Source organism: Cypionkella psychrotolerans, assembly GCF_001294535.1.
Lineage (GTDB): Bacteria > Pseudomonadota > Alphaproteobacteria > Rhodobacterales > Rhodobacteraceae > Cypionkella > Cypionkella psychrotolerans.
The window spans coordinates 1-21774 of the sequence record NZ_LGIC01000091.1 but is presented as its reverse complement, the minus strand read 5'-3'; the positions used below and the strand labels follow the sequence as shown (position 1 = coordinate 21774).

The following is a 21774-nucleotide window of genomic DNA, read 5'->3' as shown; positions in this document are numbered from 1 at the left end:
CCCAAAGGCAACTAGATCGCAAAGGGTTGATCCCAGAAAAGGCAAGGAGCCGCGCATGATTGAGATTGGCCAAACCGCCCCCGATTTCACCCTACCCCGTAATGGTGGTGGCACCGTCACATTGTCAGAATTGCGCCCCAGCCGCGTGGTGCTGTTTACCTATGGCGGCGATGGCACGCCCACTTGCACCAATGAGGTGATGGATTTCAACGCGTTGCAGGCGGATTTTGCCAAAGCGGGCTGCGTGGTGTTGGGGCTATCGAAGGATACGGCGGCCAAGCACGACAAATTCATCGCAAAAATGGGGATCACTTTGCCACTGGCCTCGGATGCGGGCGGTCAGGTGATGGAGGATTGGGGCGCGTTTGGTGAAAAATTGTTCTTCGGAAAATTGGTGCAAGGTGTGCTGCGCTCGACGTTCCTGATTGAAGCGGATGGCACGCTTGCCCGCGTCTGGAAGGTGGACCGCGTCAAGGGCCATGCTGCCGAGGTTCTGGCGGCGGTGCAGCTGCCGTGATGCAAACTTTGGCCGAAATGGCGGTCGAGGTGCTGACCACCGCCGATGGCCGCGCGAAAACCGCGTTGTCGCATGCCCATGCCGCCCGTTGGCGCGCTGCCCGGGCGGCGGGTACGCCGTTAGCCGTAGGGCAAGCCAGCCCCCCGCAGAGCCCTGCTCGCCCCGAAAAGCCCGATCTGCTGAACCCGCGCGAGGTGCCGCGCCGCCGTCCCGGCTCGCCCTTGGGTCGCATCGCCTTGCTGCATGCGGTGGCGCATATCGAGCTCAACGCCGTCGATCTGCATTGGGACATCATTGCGCGGTTTACCGAGACGCCGATGCCGTTGGGGTTTTATGACGATTGGGTGCAGGCGGCAGATGACGAATCCAAGCATTTCAATCTGCTGTGTGATTGTCTGGAGGCGATGGGCAGCTTCTATGGCGCGATGCCCGCGCATGCCTTCATGTGGCAAGCCGCCGAGGATACCGCCGAAGACCTGCTGGGCCGCCTCGCCGTGGTGCCGATGGTGCTGGAAGCGCGCGGCTTGGATGTGACGCCGGGGATGATCGCTTTGTTCACCCAAGCCAAAGAAACCCAAGCCATCGCGGCGCTGAACACGATCTATGCCGAGGAAGTGGCACATGTGGCTTACGGCTCAAAATGGTTCAACTGGCTGTGTGGCCGTGCCGGGGATGATCCGAAAGAGATATTCCACACGCTTGTACGCAAGTACTTCCACGGCAATCTAAAGCCGCCGTTCAACGAAGAAAAGCGCGCTGAAGCTGGACTGCCGCCCGATTTCTACTGGCCCCTCGTCGATCAGGCTTAAGATTTATCGGCGGAAACTCGCCGATGCTGGCGAGTTTCCGCCCCGGTTCCCCCCGCTTTGGTCAAATTTGTTGCGACTGGGCCAAGCGCTGGCTAATCAGGCAAGAGCCCGGCAAATGGGCACCCCACCGCCCTTTGTGCCTAAAGAACCGGAACATGCCGCTGTGCTGACACGCCTCACCTATCGGATTCACACCACGTTGGAGCGGTATCTGCCGGAACAACGTCTGTTTCTGAAATCCGACACCGAGACGCGCTTCATCCGTCTGCGCCCCAGCACGCAAGCGATTGCTTTGGTGTTCGGCTCTTTGGCCTTGGCTTGGACGATTCTAGCGACGGCGGTCCTGCTGCTGGATTCAATTTCGGCGGGCACCTCGCGGCAGCAAGTGGCGCGCCAGCAGGCGCTTTATGAACAACGGCTGAATGATCTGTCCGCCGACCGCGATCTGCGCGCGGATGAGGCGGCTTCGGCGCAGGGGCGGTTTAATCTCGCTCTCGCACAGGTGTCCCAGATGCAAGCACGGCTGCTGGCCTCGGAAGACCGGCGGCGTGAGTTGGAAACCGGCATCGACGTGATCCAGAACACCCTGCGCGGCGTGATCAAAGAACGCGATTCTGCGCGCGATCAGGTGGCCTCGCTGTCCACCGCCCCCACGGCGGGCCGGACTGAGGCCGAGAAGCTCGCCGATGCCGATGCCACGCTGGAAATGATGACCGCCAGCTTGGGCGAAACCGCGCAAGCCCGCGATGTGATGCAGACCGAGGCCGAGAAAGCCGATGCGCGCACCGCCAAAGTGACCCAAGAAAAACAACAGCTTGAGACCCGGAATGACGCGATTTTCGCGCAGCTGGAACAAGCGATGAATGTCTCGGTTGAGCCCTTGGACAAGATGTTCCGCGCCGCAGGCTTGTCGCCGGATGATCTGCTGTCAGCCGTCCGCAAAGGCTACAGTGGTCAGGGCGGGCCTTTGACACCGATTTCGCTGTCGACCTCGGGGCAAGCGGCGTCGATGGATGAAATCCGCGCCAATGCGATCTTGAAAAGCCTTGATAACATGAACATGTACCGCATCGCCGCGTTCAAAGCGCCGTTCGGGATGCCGGTGAGAACCGCGGTGCGCTATACTTCGGGCTTTGGCGGGCGGGATGATCCCTTGGGCCGTGGCCTGCGGATGCATGAGGGCCAGGATTTGGCGGGCGATTACGGCGCGCCAATTTATTCCACCGCTGACGGCGTTGTGACTTTTGCGGGCTGGTCAAACGGCTATGGTCGCTTGATCAAGGTCCAGCACGCCTTTGGCATCGAGACCCGCTACGGCCATCTTTCGCAGATCAGGGTGGAAGTCGGCCAAAAGGTATCGCGCGGCGACAGGATCGGTGATATGGGCAACTCGGGCCGCTCGACTGGCACACATCTTCACTACGAGATCCGCATCGGTGGATCTGCGATAAATCCGATGACCTTCATAAAGGCAGCGACCAATGTTTTCTAAAAGCCGCATCAACGAACCGGGCCCCAAGGCTGGCGAGAGCGATAAACCCAAAGCCCCGGAGGCTCCTGTGACCAAACCCTCGATGGAATTTACCCCTTCGGCGCCGAAGGGCAAAGTGGCGGCCTCTGTGCTGTCCGCCGATCTGACCGTGGTGGGCAATCTGCGCACCACCGGTGATATTCAGGTCGAAGGCACGGTTGAAGGCGATATCCGTGCGCATTTGCTGACCGTGGGCGAAACCGCAACCATCCGTGGTGAGATTGTCGCCGATGATATCGTCGTCAACGGCCGGGTGATTGGCCGGGTGCGTGGGCTGAAAGTGCGCCTGACCTCGACCGCCAAGGTTGAAGGCGACATCATTCACAAGACCATCGCGATTGAATCGGGTGCGCATTTTGAAGGTTCGGTGCAGCGTCAGGATGATCCTTTGTCGACCGGGCGCGTAGCAGCCCCGACCAGCCGGATCGTGCAGGCTCCGGCCTCCAGCGAAGAATCCTAAGTTCTCGCACAAGTGTCCAAGATGGAAATGACAGCACGGGCATCGAGGGAAACCTTGGTGCCCGTTGCCATTTGTGCGCCCGAACATCGGCGGGCGATCCTGTGGGCGGCGATTTTGGCTTCTTCGATGGGGTTTATCGACTCGTCGGTGACGGCCAACGCCCTGCCTGCGATGCGCGCATCTTTGGCGGCGTCGTTGCCACAAGCCCAATGGTTCAGTGGAATTTACCTGCTGGCGCTGACCTCGTTGATCTTGGTCGGCGGCGCGTTGGGCGATCGCTTTGGCACGGCGCGCGGCTTTGGCTTGGGGATTATTCTGTTCGTGGTCAGCTCGTTAGGCTGCGCTTTGGCGATCAGCCCGACGGGGATGATCGTGGCGCGCGGCTTGCAAGGCGTGGCGGCGGCGCTGATGGTGCCGGGCTCGATGGCGATCATTGGCCGCGCCTTCCCGCGCGAAGAACGCGGGGCGGCGCTGGGGTTGTGGGCGGCGGCGTCGATTGCGACGGCCTCGGCGGGCCCGATCCTGGCGGGGCTGTGTTTGATGGTCGATCCGGTCGCCGGATGGCGCTGGATTTTCGCGTTGAACCTGCCGCTGGGCGGGGTGTCGTTGTGGCTGCTGGCGCGGTTTGCTTTGGCAGACAGGGGGCGCCCGGGAGTGCCGATTGATTTCATCGGGGCTGCTCTGGCCACCTTGGGCTTCGGATTGGTCGCCTATGGCCTCAGTACTGAGACTGGAGAATCGCTGGCACTGATGGGGTTGGGCTTTGTGATCCTCGCCGGGTTTCTGCTGTGGGAGGCGCGCTGCCCTGCCCCGATGATCCGGCTGAGCATGTTCCGGGTGCGCAGGTTTTCCACCATCAACCTCGCCACCTTCCTGCTCTATTTCGCGGTGACCGGGATCGGGTTTTACCTGCCAATGACCGCCGTGTCGGCTTGGGGCGCGGATGCTTTGGCGATGACCGCCGCCTTCCTGCCTGGGGCGTTAATGATCGCCGCGCTGTCGACACGCATGGGCAAACTGGCGGATCGCATCGGCCCTGCGCCGTTTCTCGTCGGTGGCGCGATCTTGGTGGCTTTGGCACAGGCCGGCTTGGCAATCACCGCGCATGAGGCGCTGTATTGGACCCGCGCCGTGCCGCTGATGTGGCTGTCGGGGTTTGGCATGGCGCTGCTGGTGGCGCCGTTGACCACTGTGGTGATGACTTCCGCCAGTGATGCCGATCAGGGTGCTGCATCGGGGATCAACAATGCCGTCGCCCGCGCGGCCAGCCTTTTGGCGATTGCGCTGATGGGGCGGTTGGCGGCGACGGGATATGGTACGATTGGGCCCGAGACTCCGGGATTCGGCGTGATCGCCGGTGCGCCTGCGCATATCGCGGCGACCAGCCTGGGCTTTGCGCATCTCGCAGCTTTGGCCGCTGTCGCCTCGCTTGCCTCGGCGCTTGTGTCGGCTTGGGGCCTCAGGCGTTCCAACTGACCGCGCGGCGATAGAGATGCCAACTGGCATGCCCCAGCACAGGCAGCACCACGAACAGCCCCAGAAACCCCGGCAGCATCGCCACAAACAGCGCCGCCGCAATGAACGCGCCCCAGCACAACATCACCACAGGGCTTTCGGTCACCACCGCAAACGAGGTCAGCATCGCGGTGACAAAATCGACCTCGCGCTCCAGCAGCATCGGCAGACTGACCACCGTCAGGCAGAACAGCAGCGTCGAAAACGCCGCCCCCACAGCTGTGCCCACCGCCAGCATGGTCAGCCCCGCAGGCGAGGCAAACACCGCCAGCGACGACGACACATTGGTCATCACCGCATTGCCCAGAAACAGCGCGAAGATCATATGCGACAGGAAATTCCAGAATAGAAAGAACACCACGATCACTGCCGCCATCGAGGGGATTTGCCGATCTTTTTGCCGGAAGATCACCAGCAAGGTCTGGTGAAGGTCCCTCGGCAGGCCCGCCTCAAGCCGACGCGAGACGTCATAAAGACCGCAGGCGATGAACGGCCCCAGAATCGGAAAGCCCGCAGCGGCGGGCAAGGTCCACCACAGCTGCCCGGTCCCGGTCAGCGCGAAATAAATCAGCCAGCCGCCGATAACGTAGATGCAGGCGAACAGCAGTCCATACTGCGGGGCGGTCCGAAAGTCCTGCCAGCCCGCGCGCAAGGCCGCCGCCAGATCACTGACCTCGACATGCATCACCTCTGGCCTGTCGGCTTGGCTCTGTTCCATGCGTCTCCCCCGCTTTTGATCAGCCTATGCGGGGAAGGTCGCTTTCAGAAAGATGTATTTTTGACAAGGCATTAAGCGCCGATCTTAATCCTCGGCATTGGCCTCTGCGCGGGATTTCCCGGCCACGTCCATCGCCAGCGTCGCCGCCATGAACTTGTCCAGATCGCCATCCAGCACACCGCCAGTATCGCTGGTCTCATGCCCGGTGCGCAGATCTTTCACCATCTGATAGGGCTGCAACACATAAGAGCGGATCTGGTTGCCCCAGCCCGCGTCGCCCTTGGCATCGTGCTGCGCGTTGATGCTGGCGTTACGCTTGTCCAACTCCACCTGGTACAGCCGCGAGCGCAAAGCGTTCATGCAGGCCTCACGGTTCTGGTGCTGCGATTTCATCGACGAGGTCACCACGATATTGGTCGGCAAGTGGGTGATACGCACCGCCGAGTCGGTGGTGTTGACGTGCTGACCGCCTGCCCCCGACGACCGATAGGTGTCGATGCGGATGTCACGGTCGGGGATGTCGATCTCGATGTTATCATCGACCACCGGATAGACCCAGACCGAGGCAAAAGAGGTCTGCCGCTTGTCGGCCGAGCCATAAGGGCTGATCCGCACCAGACGATGCACACCGGATTCCGATTTCAGCCAGCCGTAGGCGTTCAGCCCGGAAATCTTGTAGCCTGCCGATTTGATGCCGGTCTCATCCCCAGCACTTTCCGACTGCAACTCAACCTTATAACCCTTTTTCTCGGCCCACCGCACATACATCCGCGCGAGCATCGACGCCCAATCGCAGGACTCGGTGCCCCCTGCACCTGCGTTGATCTCCAAGAACGTATCATTACCATCGGCCTCGCCATTCAGCAAAGCCTCCAACTCTTTCGCCCCCGAAAGCTCTACCAGAGCTTTCAGCGCCGCCTCGGCCTCGGTGATGATCTCCTCATCGGCCTCAGCCTCACCGAGTTCAATCAACTCGACATTGTCGCGCAGGCCAGATTCGATCAGGCGGTAGGTTGACATCTGGTCCAACAGACCCTGCCGCGCGCGCATCAACTTTTGCGCCTTGGCGGGGTCGTTCCACAGATCGGGGGCCTCGATCATCGCGTCGAATTCTTCCAACCGATGCGCAGCCGTCTCCCAATCCATCCGCTGCCCGAGCAGGCGCAGAGATTTGGTGATGGCATCGACATTGTATTGCGTCTCGGTGCGCATGATCGGCAGTTCCTTCGTAGACTTTGGCGGGGTGATAGCGTGGGCAGCGGCAAGCGGCAAGCGCCGCTAATACAGCCCGCCGGACGAAAGCGTACCGAAATTCGCCTTCTTCGGCACCGATTTCGTCTGGCCGTCCGAAGTGGTCACCGTATCCGAGCCGCCAATATCACTTTCGCCATTGGCAAACAGCGGCAGGTTTGATCCCATCGCAAAGCCGCCGTCGATGATTTCACCCAAGGCGAACAGCGGCTCTTCGCCTTCGCGGAAGTATTCGGCGACCACATTGGCACCGGACGCATCCGGGCCCAAAAGCGCACCCGTAAAGCGGTCGATATTCTGGAAATAGCCGCCCGGCGGCACTTTGAACGTGGTGCCACCGCGGCGCTTGACCACCTCTTTCATGAATTCCTGAAAGATCGGCACGCACAATGTGCCGCCAAACGCCCCCGGCCCCAAGGTGCGCGGCTGATCAAAGCCCATATAGCAGCCCGCCACGGTGTTCGAGGTATAGCCGATGAACCACACATCCTTCGCGTCGTTGGTCGTCCCGGTCTTGCCAGCCACAGGAACCGGCAGCTTTACCCCAGTGCCAGAACCGCGCTGAATAACCCCCTGCATCATCGAGGTCAGCTGATAGGCGGTGATCGCATCCATCACGCGTTCGCGGTTGCTATCGATCTTCACGCCGTCGCCTTTGGGCAGGCGTGGAGAATTACAATCCTCGCATTTGCGCTGATCGTGGCGGTAGATGGTCTTGCCGTAACGGTCTTGCACGCGGTCAACCAGCGTCGGCTCCACCCGTTCCCCACCATTGGCGAACATCGCATAGGCGGCGACCATTTTATAAAGCGTGGTTTCCTGCGCACCCAAGGCGTTGGCGAGGAATGGCTGCATCGGTTTGTAAACGCCAAACTTTTCGGCATAGCTCGCCACCAGCGGCATGCCGATTTCCTGCGCGATCCGCACCGTCATCAGGTTACGCGACTGCTCAATCCCGGTGCGCATCGGGGTGGGGCCATAGAATTTGTTGGTGGAGTTCTTTGGCGTCCACAAGCCTTGCGGGGTTTCCACCTCAATCGGCGCATCGACGATGATGGTGGCGGGGGTGAAACCCGAATCCAAGGCTGCGGCATAGACGAACGGCTTGAAGCTGGAACCCGGCTGCCGTGTGGCTTGCGTCGCGCGGTTGAACACCGAGGATTGATAGCTGAAGCCGCCCTGCATCGCCATGACGCGGCCGGTGTTCACGTCCATCGCCATGAACCCGCCCTGCACCTCCGGCACCTGCCGCAAAGACCAGCGCACAAATTCGCCGGTCTTGTCGTCGGTCACCTGCCGCACCATGACGACATCGCCGACGCTGACCAGATCGGCAGGCACGCGGGCCTTCTTGCCCAGCTTGCCGCCTTCCAGCCGCTTGCGCGCCCAAGTCACGTCATTGGCGGGGATTTCCTGCGTGCCATCCACGCCCTCAATCCCGACCTCGGCGGTGGCTTCGCCCAAAGACAGCACCACGGCGACATGCCAGCCTGTCACATCGCGCGGCATGTCGTTGACCTCGGACAAAGCTTTGCGCCAAGCCGACTCATCCCCCAAAACCTCGGTCGGAACGGTCTTACCCGTGCCACGCCAAACGCCCTGATTGCGGTCGTATTTTTCTAGCCCCCGGCGTAGGGCGACAGCGGCGATTTCCTGCAATTCCGGGTCGGCAGTGGCGCGGATCGACAAGCCACCACCGAAGAATTCTTCCTCGCCGAACGTCCCCGACAACTGACGCCGAATTTCATCGGTGAAGTAATCACGCGGCGGCAAAGCCTCGCGGAACGCCGGGTAATCGCCGTTTTGTACCGATTTCAGCGGCTCATCCTTGGCCTCGTTATAGCTGGCCTCGTCGATATAGCCGTTCTGGAACATCTCATTCAGCACATAGTTCCGCCGGGTTGTCAGGCGTTCTTTCTGCGTCACCGGATTGTAATCGCTGGGCGCTTTCGGCATCGAAGCCAAGGTTGCAGCCTCGGCGGGGCTCAGTTGATCCAGCGATTTATTGAAATAAGTCTGCGCGGCAGCCGCCACCCCGTAGGAATTCTGGCCAAGGAAAATCTCGTTCAGATAGAGCTCAAGGATCTTATCCTTTGACAGCGTTTGCTCCAGCCTAGATGCCAGAATCAATTCCTTGACCTTGCGCTCAACCGACCGCGATCCATCGAGCAGGAAGTTCTTCATCACCTGCTGGGTAATGGTGGACGCCCCCCGGGTGTTCTTGCCACGCGATTTGATCGCATCCCAAGCCGCCGAGATCATGCCCTGCACATCATAGCCCTTGTGGGTGTAGAAATGCTTGTCTTCCGCCGAGATGAACGCATCGCGCACCAGCACCGGAATATCCTCGATCGGCACGAACAACCGGCGTTCCTTGGCGAATTCGTCAATGATCCGGCCCTCGCCGGAATAAATCCGGCTGATGGTGGGCGGCGAATATTGCGCAAGGCTTTCATGGCTCGGCAGGTCCGCCGAATACATCCAAAACACCGCGCCCAGAGTCAAAGCGCCGAACAACAGACCAAGCGTGATCGTCGTGAAAATGCCCCCGAAGAAAGAGCCGATAAACCTGAGCACGCCTGTCATTCCCGTCACTGCGTCCGGCCCTCTGCCCGCGCACGCGCGCTTATACACGCGGGCGGGCGGAAAGGTCAAAACACTCCGCTGCGATTTTTCAATCCGGGCGAAGTGCTGCCAGTCGTCAAGGCTATTTCAACGGCAAAGCCTGCAGGCCCGCATCCTGCTTGGCCCAAGCCTTCAACGCCGAAACCAAAGCCTGCGCCATCTTCGCCCGCCATTTCGGATCGTCCAACCGTTTCAGGTCACGCTCGGACGACAAAAATCCCAGCTCAAGCAAGACGGAAGGAATATCCGCCGATTTCAGCACCGAAAAACTCGCCTGCTGCCGGGGGTGGCGGTGCATTTTCAACCCCTGCGCCTTGATCGCCGCCTCCAACGCCATCGCCAGCCGTTCGGTGCGCGGGCTGGTGTCAGTGCGCGCCATATCCATCAGCACCTCGGCCACCAGATCGTCTTGCTGCGTCAGATCAACCCCAGCCAGCAAATCATCACGGTCATGACGCTCCGCCAAAGCTGCCGAGGCCGCATCGCTGGCGTCCGCAGACAGGCTATAGATCGTCGCCCCCACCGCATCACCCTCGGCAATCGCATCGGCATGCAGCGCCAGGAACACATCCGCACCCGCCTGATGCGCAATGGAAATCCGGGTCTCCAGCGGCACGAACACATCCTCGTCCCGTGTCATCACCACGTCAAAACCGCCATCGCGCACCAGGGCTTCTTTCAACTCGCGCGCAAATGTCAGCACCAAGGTTTTCTCGTTCTGCCCGTCGCTCTCAGCCCCTGGATCAATGCCGCCATGGCCGGGGTCAAGCACCACCACCAGCTTGCCATCCTTCTTCACCGGTGCTGCGGGCAGATCGACAGGCTTTGGCAAGGTCCAATCAGCAGGCTCAGGTAAAGCCGCAAGCGCTGCAAAGGCGGCCTCGGTCGCAGGCTCCAACCGCAGATGCACGCCAACAGCGCCGCTGGTGCGCATCTCGGCAGACGTCAGCTGCATCGGCCCCGCAAGCTCGATCACCAACCGCGACCAGCCGGGGCGAAACACCCCGGCCCGCAAGGCCACAACCGCTTTGCTGTCCAAGGGCATATCAGCCAGCCCGGTCCAATCCACCTCGCGGAAATCCACCACCAGCCGCGCCGGATCATCCAGCACCCGCACCCGCCACGGCACCGCTTGCGAGAGGCCAAGATCAATCTGCACACCCGATCCCGCGTCTGCAATTTCAGACGCGCCGGGGTTAAATTTCGCCAAACCCGACAATTGCTGCGCCCGACCCTGGCCCGCAAAGGCCAGCGCGCAGATCAGTAAGATAAGACTAAAAAGCGCTTTCATCTTGGCCTAAATATCCCCGCCGGAGGCAAAAAGGAACTCACCTTTGCGCCATATACGCGGCCAATCGCTCCAGCCCTTCGACAATATCCGCCGTGCCGCGCGCATAGGAAAACCGCAAGGTCTGCGCGCCGCGCACCGGGTCAAAATCCAACCCCGGCGTCACCGCCACCCCTGCCTTGTGCAGAATATCGCGCGCAAAGCCCAAGCTGTCATCGGTGAAGTCGCTGACATCGGCATAGATATAAAACGCCCCATCCGGCGGCGCGATCTTGTCAAACCCCGCGCGCGGCAGACCTTCCAGCATCAACCGACGGTTCTCGGCATAAACCGCACGATTGGCCTCCATCTCCTCGACGCAATCCAGCGCAGCCAGTGCCGCCACCTGAGACACATGCGGCGCGCAGATGAACATGTTCTGCGCCAACCGCTCGACCGTGCGAATATGATCCTCTGGCACCACCATCCAGCCCACCCGCCAGCCGGTCATGCTGAAATACTTCGAAAACGAGTTGATCACATAGACATCATCGCTGATCTCCAGCGCCGAATGCGCCCGCTCGCCGTAATGCAGCCCGTGGTAAATCTCATCCGAGACAAAGCTGATCTCCCGCTGATGCGCATATCCGATCAGATCGGCCAAGGCGGATTTGGACAGCATCGTCCCCGACGGATTCCCTGGCGAGGCCACGATCAGCCCCTTCATCTCGACCCCCGCCAAATCCTCCGGCACTGGCTGCAAGCGGTTCTCCGCCCGCGTCGCAATGCCCACCGGCTGCAAAGACAGCGCCTTCAAAATCTGCCGATACGATGGATACCCCGGCTCGCCGAGGCCCACCCGATCTCCTGCCTCAAACAGCGCCGTAAAAGCCAGCAGGAACGCGCCGGATGAGCCTGCGGTGACAATCACCCTCTCAGGGTTCAGCGTAACCCCATACCAGCGTTGATATAATGCCGCGATACCCGCCCGCAATTCCGGGATACCAAGCGACACGGTATAGCCCAAAGCCTCGGTCCCCATCCGCGCCGACAGCGCCGCAATCGCGCCCTGCGGTGCCGGAGTGGACGGCTGCCCCACCTCCATATGAATAATCCGCCGCCCCAAAGTCTCCAAGGCGGCGGCTTCCGCCACCATATCCATCACAATGAAGGGATCAACCTGACCCCGGCTTGATCTATCCATCACCCTGCCCCTATTGTTGTGCCCAATAGTCCCGCCTACAAGGCGTTCGTCAACCCCGGCCGACCCGTCCGGCCCAGCCCGAGGTTCCCTGATGCGCCTGCCCCTGATTGCTGCCCTGCTGACCTGTACCCTTGCCGCCCCCAGCCTCGCCGGAGGCATCGACTCAATGACCGAGTCCGAGCGCACCGCGTTCCGCGCCGAGGTCAAAGCCTATCTGATCGAGAACCCCGAAGTGCTGGTCGAGGCAATGAACGTGCTGCAAGACCGTCAAGCGCAGGCCGAGCAGGCCAGCGACAAGCAGTTGGTGATCGACCACAAAGCTGACCTTTTCGCCGATCAAGCCTCATGGGTTGGCGGCAATCCCGATGGCGATATCACCATGGTCGAATTCATGGATTACCGCTGTGGCTATTGCCGCAAGGCCTATCAAGAGGTCGAAGATCTGGTGAAAGCCGACGGCAACATCCGTCTGGTGCTGAAGGAATACCCGATCTTGGGCGACGATTCCGTCACCTCCGCCCGCTTTGCCATCGCGGTGCTGCAACTGCACGGCAACGACGCCTATAAGAAAGCCCACGACGCGCTGATCACCCTGCGCGGTGCCCCCGATGCCGAAACCTTGGGCCGCCTTGCAACAGATCTGGGCTTTGACGCGAAACCCGTGCTCGACAAAATGGCTTCGCCCGAAGTCAGCGCCGTGATCGCGGCCAATCAAGAGCTTGGCACCAAAATGGCGATCAGCGGCACGCCGACCTTCGTGATCGACAGCCAAATGCTGCGCGGCTATGTGCCGTTGGACGGCATGCAACAGATCGTCGCGTCCGAGCGGAAAAGCTAAGCCTCTAAAATTTATCTAAAATTGCCATCCTCTGTGCACAAATATCCCACGGGGGAAGCTGCATTGCTGCTTCAGCAATGCAGCGCGGGGGTGTGAAACCCCCGCTCGCCAGAGGCCAAGAGCGCAGGCTTAAACAGGTTGAGCGGCTTCAGCCTCCGCCGCCTCAATCTCCGCCGCCTTTTTCTCAACCAGCTCGACGATGTGATCGACCATACCTTCGTTGCCCAGTTTGTGATGCTGCTTGCCCGCGAGATAGACCATGCCTGACCCCGCCCCGCCGCCGGTGAAGCCAATATCGGTCATCAACGCCTCTCCCGGCCCATTCACCACGCAACCGATGATCGACAGGCTCAAAGACGTGGTGATATGCGCCAAGCGATCCTCCAGCGCCGAAACCGTCTTGATCACATCAAACCCCTGCCGCGCGCAGGAGGGGCAAGAGATGATCGTCACGCCGCGATGGCGCAGGCCAAGCGATTTCAGAATCTCAAAGCCGACCTTGACCTCCTCGACCGGATCGGCCGAGAGGCTGACCCGAATGGTATCGCCAATCCCTGACCAGAGCAGATTGCCAAGCCCAATCGCCGATTTCACCGTGCCAGACACAAGCCCCCCGGCCTCAGTAATCCCAAGATGAATCGGTGCATCGGTGGCCATCGCCAGTTGCTGATAAGCTGCGGCAGCCATGAACACGTCTGACGCCTTCACAGAAATCTTGAACTCGTGGAAATCATTGTCCAGCAGCAGCCGGATATGATCCATGCCGCTTTCCACCATCGCATCCGGGCAGGGTTCGCCATATTTATCCAGCAGATGCTTTTCCAACGACCCGGCGTTGACCCCAATGCGGATTGAGCAGCCGTGATCCTTCGCCGCCTGCACCACATCGCGCACCCGTTGCGCATTACCGATATTGCCAGGGTTGATGCGCAGACAGGCCGCCCCCGCCTCGGCGGCTTCAATCGCGCGTTTATAGTGGAAATGGATGTCGGCGACGATCGGCACCGGACTTTCCCGCACGATTTCCCGCAACGCAAAGGTGCTGCCCTCATCCGGGGTCGAGACCCGCACAATATCCGCGCCGGCCACCGCACAGCGCTGAATCTGCTCAATCGTCGCCGCGACATCGGTGGTCAGAGTGTTGGTCATCGTCTGCACCGAAATCGGCGCATCGCCGCCGACCAAGACCTTGCCAACGCGGATCTGCCGCGACACCCGCCGTTCGATGTTGCGCCAAGGGCGGATCGGATTATGGGTCATGGCGGGCTCCTTTAAGCTGCCCCTTAGATAGACAAGCCAAAGCCCCGGAGCAACCGCCCGGGGCCAAAAGCCGCATCAACTTTGGGTATTTGGCTTATTCCGAGGGCGCTACAGGCGCGGCAGGCACGCTTGCATCGGCCACATTCACAAACTGCGCCAGATCAGCATCGCCTGAAATATCAGCCGTCTGATAGCCCGCCGTCAACGCTTCTGCAGACAGTGCCACATTCTTGATCACCTGCGCACCGGGCGCTGCCGGGCCGTAGGTCTTGCCGTTCACCACGAAATAGATCGACCCCGAATTGCCCGAGCGCAGCAAAGCCGCCTGTTGCAACGGCGGCACCGCATAGCGCTCGCCCGCATCAAGGATTTTCTCAAATAACACCGTGCCATCGGCAGCCGAGACGCGCACCCAAGACGGCCGCACCGCCAGCACTTCGACGCCGGGTTTGGCCTCGGCCACAACCTGCACCGTATCGTCAATCGCCGCTTGCAAGCTGTCCTGCGCCGTGGGCGCCACGCCTGCATCCGCCGTCAGCACGCCAGCCGCGCGCGGATTGATCGTGCCAATCGGGCCATCGCGTGCTGTCAGCACCGGAGCCTCCAACGCCTCGGGCTGATACAGCCGATCCAACTGATCGCTGCCTGCCTGCGCATCGGTGCCCGCATCCGCCACTTGTTCGGGTGCCGCTTTCACGCCCGCCAGCGGGTCCAACTCAGCCACCACCACCGGAGCCTGCTCAACCGGGGAAAGCTGAACGCGCTGCACTTCTTGCAACACCGACCAGCCGCCATAGCCTAGCGCGCCAATCAACGCGACCAGCACCGCCAGCGAGCCAATCGCCCCCGGCTCGACCCGTGCAAACAGGCCTTCGCTGCGCGGAATGAACGCGGTGTTCAGATCGCCAAAGCTTTCGCGGCCCTCATTCGCCACTTGCCGCGCCCGCAAAGCCGTCATCGACACCGAAGATGCCGCCGCCGACATGCCATGCGCGACTTCGAAATTCGCCTCACGGCAGAATTTGGCAAATGCCCAATCCGGGTCCATGCCCAGATAACGCGCATAAGATCGCACGTTGCCTGCGATAAAACCCGGAGTTTCAAACGCCGACACATCGGCATTTTCAATCGCGGCTATATAGGTGGCCTTGATCTTCAACTCGCGCTGAATATCCAGAAGCGATTTGCCCAGCGTGGCGCGCTCGCCCCGCATCAGGTCGCCCAAGCGCAGCTCAAAATCGTCAAAGCCTTTCGGCTTGTCCGCTTCAGCTGCCGGAGTTTTCACTCTCCGCCCGATCATGCGCTGAGCCCCATTTCTGCCCCGATATCCCTGCCACCCTTAAGGGCGACTCATATTTTGTCTATTGGGCAAAACCTAGCACGGGGCAAGCGATTCTGCATGTGCAGAAAGACATTTACGCCACAGCTTCGGCACGATTCAGCGCACACTGCCCCCAAAGCGAGTCCATCGCCATCACAACTGCGTCAATCGCCCGCGAATCATGCACCGGAGACGGCGTAAACCGCAGCCGTTCGGTGCCGCGCGGCACCGTCGGGAAGTTGATCGGCTGCACGTAAATGCCAAACTGCTCCAGCAGCATGTCGGACAGCATCTTGCAATGGATGGGGTTGCCAACATGAACAGGCACAATATGAGTGCCATTGTCGATGATCGGCAGGCCCAGCCCGCGCAACCGTAGCTTGAGAATGCTGGCATTGGTTTGCTGCGCATCGCGCAGGTGTTGCGCCGTTTTAAGATACCGTACCGAGGCCGCAGCCCCCGCCGCCACCGCAGGCGGCAAAGAGGTGGTGAATATGAACCCCGGCGCATAGGACCGCACCGCATCGACCATCTTCGCAGTTGCAGCAATATAGCCGCCAAACACCCCATAAGCCTTGGCCAAAGTGCCGTTGATGATATCGATTCGCCCCATCAACCCATCACGTTCCGCCACCCCCGCGCCGCGCGGGCCGTACATGCCCACGGCGTGAACCTCGTCGATATAGGTCAGCGCGTTGAACTCATCCGCCAGATCGCAGATCGCTTTGATCGGGCCGAAATCGCCATCCATCGAATAGATCGACTCGAACGCGATCAGCTTCGGCGTTGCCGGATCATCCGCCGCCAACAATTCCCGCAGATGCGCCACATCATTGTGCCGGAACACCCGTTTAGCCCCACCATTGCGGCGCACACCTTCGATCATCGAGGCATGGTTCAGCGCATCGGAATAAATGATCAGGCCGGGGAACAGCTTGGGCAAAGTCGAAAGCGTCGCGTCATTGGCAATATAAGCGCTGGTGAACACCAAAGCCGCTTCCTTGCCGTGCAGATCGGCGAGCTCCGCCTCCAACTGGTTGTGATAGACTGTGGTGCCAGAGATGTTCCGCGTACCGCCCGAGCCTGCCCCGGTCGCATCCAAAGCCTCGTGCATCGCGGCCAAAACCACCGGATGCTGCCCCATGCCGAGATAATCATTGCCGCACCACACCGTGATATCGGCCTCGGTCCCGTCCAGCTTGCGCCAGATCGCATGCGGATAAGCGCCCTTGCGGCGCTCGATGTCGATGAACGTGCGATAGCGGCCCTCGTCATGCAAACGGCCAATCGCGGTATCAAGGGCGGCTTCGTAATTCATCATCTTCTCCATCATCTTGCAGCCCTGCTAAAACATATGGCCACAAGATACCTTGATGTGCGTCAAACCAGCCTCGGGCGAAAGACGGCATTTTGCCACGCCATCGGATCAGCCCTTCGGTGCAATCTCCAGCACCAGCACGCAAGCGGCCTCACCCTTACGCAATTTATCACAGGCCGCCAGCGCATCTTTCGCCGCCGACGCGGCATCCGGCAAACCGCCGATTGCCTGCGCGGAAGCCGCTGGCGCACCCGCAGGCAGGAACCCGTCATCCGGCGAGACAGCCAGCGCGGCAAAACCTTTGCTGCTGTCGGGCACGAAAATCGCCAGCGCATCCGGGTTGGTCATCACCACCCGCAACGTGCTCACCTCTGCCTCGGTCAGAAACGGTTGCAGATGCAGGGTGATGCTGGAACTGCCCAAAACGCCCGTTTCTGTCTTGACCGCTTCCGCGGCACCCGCTGTCGCCAACCCGAGCGCCAATGCTACGCCAACCCCTAAATATTTCATCATGCCACGTCTCCGGCTGCCTGAATTTCAGGCTTTCTAGCGCAGCCCGCCGCCACTGGACAGTCCCCCCCGTCCTGTTAGGCTCCGCCTCGCCAATAATCGCCGATATATCAAGGAGAGCCCGATGAGCTTGGATGCCGTCCTGTCCCGCATCGACACCGATCTGCCAGAGGCGCTGGACCGCCTGCTAGAGCTTTTGCGCATCCCGTCGATTTCGACCGACCCTGCCTACAAGGCCGAATGCGCCAAAGCCGCCGACTGGCTGGTCGAATATCTGAAATCTTTAGGCTTTGAAGCAGCCTCCCGCCCCACCCCCGGCCATCCGATGGTGGTGGCACACGGCGGCAAAGGCGACAAACACCTGCTGTTTTACGGCCATTACGACGTGCAGCCCGTCGATCCGCTGAACCTGTGGGACCGTAACCCGTTCGATCCTGAAATCCAGGACACTGCTGCCGGAAAAGTGATCCGCGCTCGCGGCGCGTCCGACGACAAAGGCCAGTTGATGACCTTTCTGGAAGCCTGCCGCGCCTGGAAAGCCATCCACGGCACCCTGCCCGGCAAGCTGACGATCTTTCTTGAGGGCGAGGAAGAATCGGGCTCGCCTAGCCTGATCCCGTTCATGCAGGAAAACGCCGCCGAGCTGAAAGCCGACATCGCGCTGATCTGCGACACCGGGTTGTTTGACGACAACACCCCCGCCATCACCACCATGCTGCGCGGGTTGTTGGGCGAAGAACTCACCATCCACGCCGCCAACAAAGACCTCCATTCCGGCTCTTACGGTGGGGCTGCGGCAAACCCGATCAAAATTCTGTCGAAAATCCTTGGCAATATGACCGACGCCACCGGGCGCATTGTCATCCCGAACTTCTACGATGGCGTCACCGAACTGCCCGACAACATCCGCGCGCAATGGCAATCCCTCGCCTTCGATCACGCGAAATTCCTCGGCGACGTTGGCCTGTCGATTCCCATCGGCGAACAAGACCGCACGCCGCTGGAAATGCTGTGGTCGCGCCCCACAGCGGAAATCAACGGCATGTGGGGCGGCTATACCGGTGACGGCTTCAAAACCGTGCTGCCCGCGCAGGCCCATGCGAAAGTCTCGTTCCGTCTAGTGGGCGATCAAGATGCCGATGCGATCCGCAAGAGTTTCCGCACTTGGGTCGAGGCGCAACTGCCCGCGGATTGCCGTGTTGAATGGAAAGGCCACGGTGCGGGCGGGGCCAGTGTGATGTCGATTGAGGATCCGGCTTTCGAAGCTGCACGGTTGGCTTTGGGCCAAGAATGGGGCAAGCCCGCGGCCTATATCGGCTGCGGCGGCTCGATCCCCATCGCGGGCTATTTCAAAACCTATCTGGATATGGACGCGATGCTGATCGGCTTTGGCCGTGACAACGACCAGATCCACTCCCCGAACGAGAAATACGATCTCGAATGTTTCCACAAAGGCATCCGCTCTTGGGCGCGCATCCTCGCGAAACTCACATAAAAAAACGGGGGCCAGCTGGCCCCCGTTCCCCCCAGCCCTGCGGCCAGTCTCAGCTTTTAACGATACTCACCGCCGATGCCTCGTGGATCTTGCCCTTCAGATCCCAGACCACCGCGACCTTTTCGCCCACCTTCAGCCCCGGATCCTTGAAGCCTTTCGGCAGCATATAGGCCGTGCCATCCGCCAGCGTGATGGTGTTGGTTTTCATATCCAGCGATTTGATCACCCCATCCGTGGTGGTGCCAGCGGCCATCGCCAATGAGGCCGAACCAATGGACAAAATGATCGCTGCGGGAAGCATGTAAGCACGCATCTGCGTAACTCCGAATTTTGGACCGGGGGCGCACCCCTTCGGCCTTGTGTCGAAACCGTCTCGGTCTGTCGCGTCGGCGGAAGCTATTCCGTCCGGCAGATCCCGGCTTCAACGAGGGTTATACACCCGCAAAATCAAAAGGAAATCCGGGGGCACCGCCTTGTGAAACCCTGTGAAAACTGCGAGATTCCCCCGTGATCGCCCAACCGGAAGGCCCTGAAATGACTGTTCAAATCCGCAATACCACCCCGGAGGACGCGGCCGCATGGCGCGGGCTTTGGGCGCAGTATCTGGCCTATTACAAGGTCGATCTCGCCCCCGAAGTCACCGCCAACACTTGGGCCCGCGCGCATGACCCGGCCAGCCCGATGCGAATCCGTTTGGCCGTGGAAGGCGACGCAGTTTTGGGCTTTGCCATCCACCTCCACCACCCCTCGACTTGGGTGATCGGCGAAGATTGCTATCTGGAAGATCTGTTCGTCAGCCCCGACGCGCGCGGCAAAGGCGTCGGCCGCGCGCTGATCAAAGACCTCGCAGCCCTCGCCAAAGCCAACGGCTGGCAGCGCCTCTACTGGCACACCGATGAGGGCAACGCGACCGCCCGCCGCCTCTACGACAGCTTCACCCCCAGCGACGGCCATGTCCGCTACCGGCTGAAACTGTAGATCACTTGGCTCAAACTTAGCTAAAATTTGCTTTCATACTGGCTTAAATATTCTGCGGGGTGCGGGGGTGCAAACCCCCGCTCAAACCAATGCAGCAGGTAAACGCCGCAAGCACATATACAGGCTAAAATTTCTGTGGAAATTTTTGAAATGGCGCGGTGGACGGGGCTCGAACCCGCGACCCCCGGCGTGACAGGCCGGTACTCTAACCAACTGAGCTACCACCGCGCGATTGCCCGCTTGCTAAGGGATGCGCCGGGGGGCGTCAAGGAGGAAAATGCCCGAATGTTGGCTTGACCCACCCGCCGCCGCCCCACATGTTGAACCCGAGCAAGCAGGGGCATCAAGGTGGCAGAAACGGCAGCGGACAAAGCCTATGCAGCAGCACTGTCAGAGATCAAGCTGGTAAGATTGGCGGGCGAGACAGAACTACCCTGACCGGAGTGCTTCACTGCAATTCAAGCAGTCCATGGGGCAGTTGTTGGCGGAACTGCCCCAAGCGATGCCCCAGTGCGGGTGGAATGGGTGACGGGGTTTGGCGGCGGCGGGGGCCAGTGGAACGGTAATCAGAGCAGACCGAAATCCACCCCGTTTGCCGCAAAGTCCCGTTCATCCTGAAGGTTCTCCCCCCTAGAGCCAATCTCAAGATGGTCTGGATTGATGCAACGGCGATTATTGCAGCGATGGCGAACCACATCGTCATAACCCGCCACCCCCCCAATTCAGGATGCAGAAGACGAAGCGATAGGCCGTTAGGTGTGCAGGGGTTCTGTGCTGATCGAGGCGAGAAAGCGCTCTGCGGCGCTGTAATCGGTTGTGGCGATGATGATCATGGCGCGGATGGTGGCGGTGCCGAATTGATCGAGTTTGATGATCAGCGGGCCGAAGCCATCATGTAGGCGCTCAAGGCGAAGTGCTGACCGCAAAGACGCCCGCATCCGCATGATCAGGCGGGCGGGCGCACCGCACGGTCTTGGGGTCGACACCAACCAGGTCGCAGACCCGACGCTGCGAGATTTTGTGGTCCCGCAGCGCCTTGATCGCCGCTTCGCGCCGCTGGGCAGGTGTCGTCAGCGCTTTCCCAGCAGGTCTTTCAGCACGACAACGTCCAGCATCGTGTCCGCCACAAGCCGCTTGAGCTTTGCGTTCTCGTCCTCAAGCTGCTTAAGGCGTCGGCCATCAGACACGTCCGTCCCGCCATATTTGGCCTTCAGCTTGTAAAAACTCGCGGGGCTGATGCCGCGCTTGCGGCAGACCTCTGCCACAGTCAGCCCGGCTTCCTGCTCTTTGATCATCCCAATAATCTGGTCTCGGTGAAACGGCTCTTTCGCATTCGTCTGCTCCTTCTGGGTTGGGCAGACTCTACATTAAAATGAGGGCGTTTCCGGGGAGCAGGTCACGTCGTTTGTAGCGGCGGCGGTCGAAGCGGACTTTCTTCCTGCGGCTCTTGCTGCCAGGGATGCAAACCCGTATCCCTTTGTCTTTCAAAGCTTCTCGATACCAATCCGCGTCATACCCTCGGTCGGCCAGAAGTCACTCTGCCTTCGGCATGTGGCCCAGCAGGGCCGCAGCACCTGCTGTAATCGCTGACCCGTTGCCCGGCAGGCGATGCTTGCATCGCCGAGAGGGTCGCCTGCGGTCATGAAGAACTTCAACGGCCGTCCCTTGGCATCGGCGATGGCATGGAGCTCTTGGTGTTCAGCCCCCCTTTCGTGCGCCCGGTGGCCCGTCCGCGCCCCCCTTTTTCACGCGCAGGCTGGAGGCCGTGCGGTGCGCTTTCAGATAGGTCGCATCGATCATGGTGGTCTTGCGTTCCGCAGCCTCGGACGCGAGGCCCTCCATGATCCGGGCGAAGCCCCCCCATCTCGCTCCACCGCTTCCAGCGGTTGTAGAGCGTCTTTGTTTGATTCCACGGTTTGATGGTGCGATCCTTTCTCAGGCATGGAAGGAAGCAACATGGGACAGGTTTGTCCCGGGAGCGCCACGATCCCGTTGCCCGGCGGGTGAATGCATGCATTCGCCGAGAGGCGCACGCCGTCAGAGCCGCAATACAGCGATCACAAGCTTCGCTCGCGCAGCTGAGCCGAGGACTGGGCATCAACCCCAAGACGGTGGCGAAGTGGCGCAAGCGCGCGACGGTCGAGGATATGAAGACCG

The 21774-nt window shown here is 60.7% G+C and carries 20 protein-coding genes, 1 tRNA gene and 3 pseudogenes; 9 read left to right on the top strand and 15 right to left on the bottom strand.

The features are described 5' to 3' along the window. The first annotated feature begins 55 nt into the window (after positions 1 to 55). From AKV04_RS24695 to AKV04_RS24675, 5 genes are all read left to right on the top strand, one after another. Positions 56 to 517 (top strand): peroxiredoxin, encoded by a 462-nt coding sequence (locus AKV04_RS24695; RefSeq protein WP_054009065.1) that lies wholly within the window; start codon positions 56 to 58, stop codon positions 515 to 517. Further along, positions 517 to 1326, top strand: coding sequence for a ferritin-like domain-containing protein (locus tag AKV04_RS24690; protein ID WP_054009064.1), 810 nt, complete (start codon positions 517 to 519; stop codon positions 1324 to 1326). Before AKV04_RS24695 ends, AKV04_RS24690 begins: the two co-directional genes overlap by 1 nt. Before the next feature lie 163 nt (positions 1327 to 1489). Further along, positions 1490 to 2818 (top strand): M23 family metallopeptidase, encoded by a 1329-nt coding sequence (locus AKV04_RS24685; protein ID WP_054009135.1) that lies wholly within the window; start codon positions 1490 to 1492, stop codon positions 2816 to 2818. After that, complete coding sequence (locus AKV04_RS24680) at positions 2808 to 3317, top strand: bactofilin family protein (protein WP_054009063.1); 510 nt, start codon at positions 2808 to 2810, stop codon at positions 3315 to 3317. Before AKV04_RS24685 ends, AKV04_RS24680 begins: the two co-directional genes overlap by 11 nt. Before the next feature lie 57 nt (positions 3318 to 3374). Continuing rightward, the gene (locus AKV04_RS24675; RefSeq protein WP_162232946.1) at positions 3375 to 4793 is read left to right on the top strand and encodes an MFS transporter; all 1419 of its coding nucleotides are present in this window, start codon (positions 3375 to 3377) and stop codon (positions 4791 to 4793) included. Here AKV04_RS24675 and AKV04_RS24670 read toward each other — a convergent pair. The 5 genes from AKV04_RS24670 to AKV04_RS24650 form a co-directional block, all read right to left on the bottom strand. Further along, complete coding sequence (locus AKV04_RS24670; RefSeq protein WP_054009062.1) at positions 4777 to 5550, bottom strand: DUF2189 domain-containing protein; 774 nt, start codon at positions 5548 to 5550, stop codon at positions 4777 to 4779. The genes AKV04_RS24675 and AKV04_RS24670 overlap by 17 nt on opposite strands. Before the next feature lie 84 nt (positions 5551 to 5634). Beyond that, positions 5635 to 6762 carry a peptide chain release factor 2 gene (gene prfB, locus AKV04_RS24665; RefSeq protein WP_054009061.1) on the bottom strand — a complete coding sequence of 376 codons (1128 nt, stop codon included), beginning with the start codon at positions 6760 to 6762 and terminating at the stop codon, positions 5635 to 5637. Between the two features lie 66 nt (positions 6763 to 6828). Further along, positions 6829 to 9378 carry a penicillin-binding protein 1A gene (locus AKV04_RS24660; RefSeq protein ID WP_054009133.1) on the bottom strand — a complete coding sequence of 850 codons (2550 nt, stop codon included), beginning with the start codon at positions 9376 to 9378 and terminating at the stop codon, positions 6829 to 6831. Between the two features lie 130 nt (positions 9379 to 9508). Further along, positions 9509 to 10717: an N-acetylmuramoyl-L-alanine amidase gene (locus tag AKV04_RS24655; RefSeq protein WP_054009060.1), complete on the bottom strand. Its 1209-nt coding sequence runs from the start codon at positions 10715 to 10717 to the stop codon at positions 9509 to 9511. A gap of 37 nt (positions 10718 to 10754) precedes the next feature. Continuing rightward, entirely contained in the window at positions 10755 to 11897 is a 1143-nt protein-coding gene (locus tag AKV04_RS24650; protein WP_054009059.1) for a pyridoxal phosphate-dependent aminotransferase, read from the bottom strand. A gap of 91 nt (positions 11898 to 11988) precedes the next feature. Here AKV04_RS24650 and AKV04_RS24645 point away from each other — a divergent pair, with 91 nt between their 5' ends. Further along, on the top strand, positions 11989 to 12735 hold the full coding sequence (locus AKV04_RS24645; RefSeq protein ID WP_054009058.1) for a DsbA family protein: 747 nt from the start codon (positions 11989 to 11991) through the stop codon (positions 12733 to 12735). A 129-nt stretch (positions 12736 to 12864) separates the two neighbouring features. Here AKV04_RS24645 and ispG read toward each other — a convergent pair whose 3' ends face one another. The 4 genes from ispG to AKV04_RS24625 all read right to left on the bottom strand — a co-directional run bounded on the left by ispG (position 12865) and on the right by AKV04_RS24625 (position 17147). Continuing rightward, positions 12865 to 13995 (bottom strand): flavodoxin-dependent (E)-4-hydroxy-3-methylbut-2-enyl-diphosphate synthase, encoded by a 1131-nt coding sequence (gene ispG, locus AKV04_RS24640; protein WP_054009057.1) that lies wholly within the window; start codon positions 13993 to 13995, stop codon positions 12865 to 12867. Positions 13996 to 14089: 94 nt separating this feature from the next. Then, positions 14090 to 15295, bottom strand: coding sequence for a helix-turn-helix domain-containing protein (locus tag AKV04_RS24635; RefSeq protein WP_054009056.1), 1206 nt, complete (start codon positions 15293 to 15295; stop codon positions 14090 to 14092). Positions 15296 to 15410: 115 nt separating this feature from the next. Next, positions 15411 to 16634: a 5-aminolevulinate synthase gene (gene hemA, locus AKV04_RS24630; protein WP_054009132.1), complete on the bottom strand. Its 1224-nt coding sequence runs from the start codon at positions 16632 to 16634 to the stop codon at positions 15411 to 15413. Between the two features lie 108 nt (positions 16635 to 16742). Further along, positions 16743 to 17147, bottom strand: a complete 405-nt coding sequence (locus AKV04_RS24625; protein WP_054009055.1) for a hypothetical protein — start codon at positions 17145 to 17147, stop codon at positions 16743 to 16745. Between the two features lie 121 nt (positions 17148 to 17268). On the opposite strand from AKV04_RS24625, the gene AKV04_RS24620 reads away from it, so the two are divergent. Continuing rightward, positions 17269 to 18639: a M20/M25/M40 family metallo-hydrolase gene (locus AKV04_RS24620; RefSeq protein WP_054009054.1), complete on the top strand. Its 1371-nt coding sequence runs from the start codon at positions 17269 to 17271 to the stop codon at positions 18637 to 18639. 49 nt (positions 18640 to 18688) lie between these two features. Here AKV04_RS24620 and AKV04_RS24615 read toward each other — a convergent pair whose 3' ends face one another. After that, the gene (locus AKV04_RS24615; protein WP_054009053.1) at positions 18689 to 18952 is read right to left on the bottom strand and encodes a DUF1344 domain-containing protein; all 264 of its coding nucleotides are present in this window, start codon (positions 18950 to 18952) and stop codon (positions 18689 to 18691) included. Positions 18953 to 19173: 221 nt separating this feature from the next. On the opposite strand from AKV04_RS24615, the gene AKV04_RS24610 reads away from it, so the two are divergent. Continuing rightward, the gene (locus tag AKV04_RS24610; protein WP_054009131.1) at positions 19174 to 19617 is read left to right on the top strand and encodes a GNAT family N-acetyltransferase; all 444 of its coding nucleotides are present in this window, start codon (positions 19174 to 19176) and stop codon (positions 19615 to 19617) included. 151 nt (positions 19618 to 19768) lie between these two features. On the opposite strand, the gene AKV04_RS24605 is transcribed toward AKV04_RS24610, so the two are convergent. The 5 genes and pseudogenes from AKV04_RS24605 to AKV04_RS25905 form a co-directional block, all read right to left on the bottom strand. After that, positions 19769 to 19845: transfer RNA gene (locus AKV04_RS24605), tRNA-Asp, on the bottom strand. Positions 19846 to 20183: 338 nt separating this feature from the next. After that, a complete protein-coding gene (locus AKV04_RS27960) occupies positions 20184 to 20312 on the bottom strand; it encodes an HNH endonuclease (protein ID WP_407638498.1) in 129 nt (42 codons plus the stop codon). 57 nt (positions 20313 to 20369) lie between these two features. Then, the gene (locus tag AKV04_RS24600) at positions 20370 to 20603 is read right to left on the bottom strand and encodes a hypothetical protein (RefSeq protein ID WP_162232944.1); all 234 of its coding nucleotides are present in this window, start codon (positions 20601 to 20603) and stop codon (positions 20370 to 20372) included. Next, a pseudogene (locus tag AKV04_RS24595) lies at positions 20554 to 20950 on the bottom strand (transposase); the annotation flags it as partial. The gene AKV04_RS24600 and the pseudogene AKV04_RS24595, both read right to left, overlap by 50 nt. Positions 20951 to 21012: 62 nt before the next feature. Next, a pseudogene (locus AKV04_RS25905) lies at positions 21013 to 21520 on the bottom strand (IS5 family transposase); the annotation flags it as partial. Positions 21521 to 21584: 64 nt separating this feature from the next. On the opposite strand from AKV04_RS25905, the pseudogene AKV04_RS26790 reads away from it, so the two are divergent. Next, positions 21585 to 21774, top strand: a pseudogene (locus AKV04_RS26790) (hypothetical protein); the annotation flags it as partial.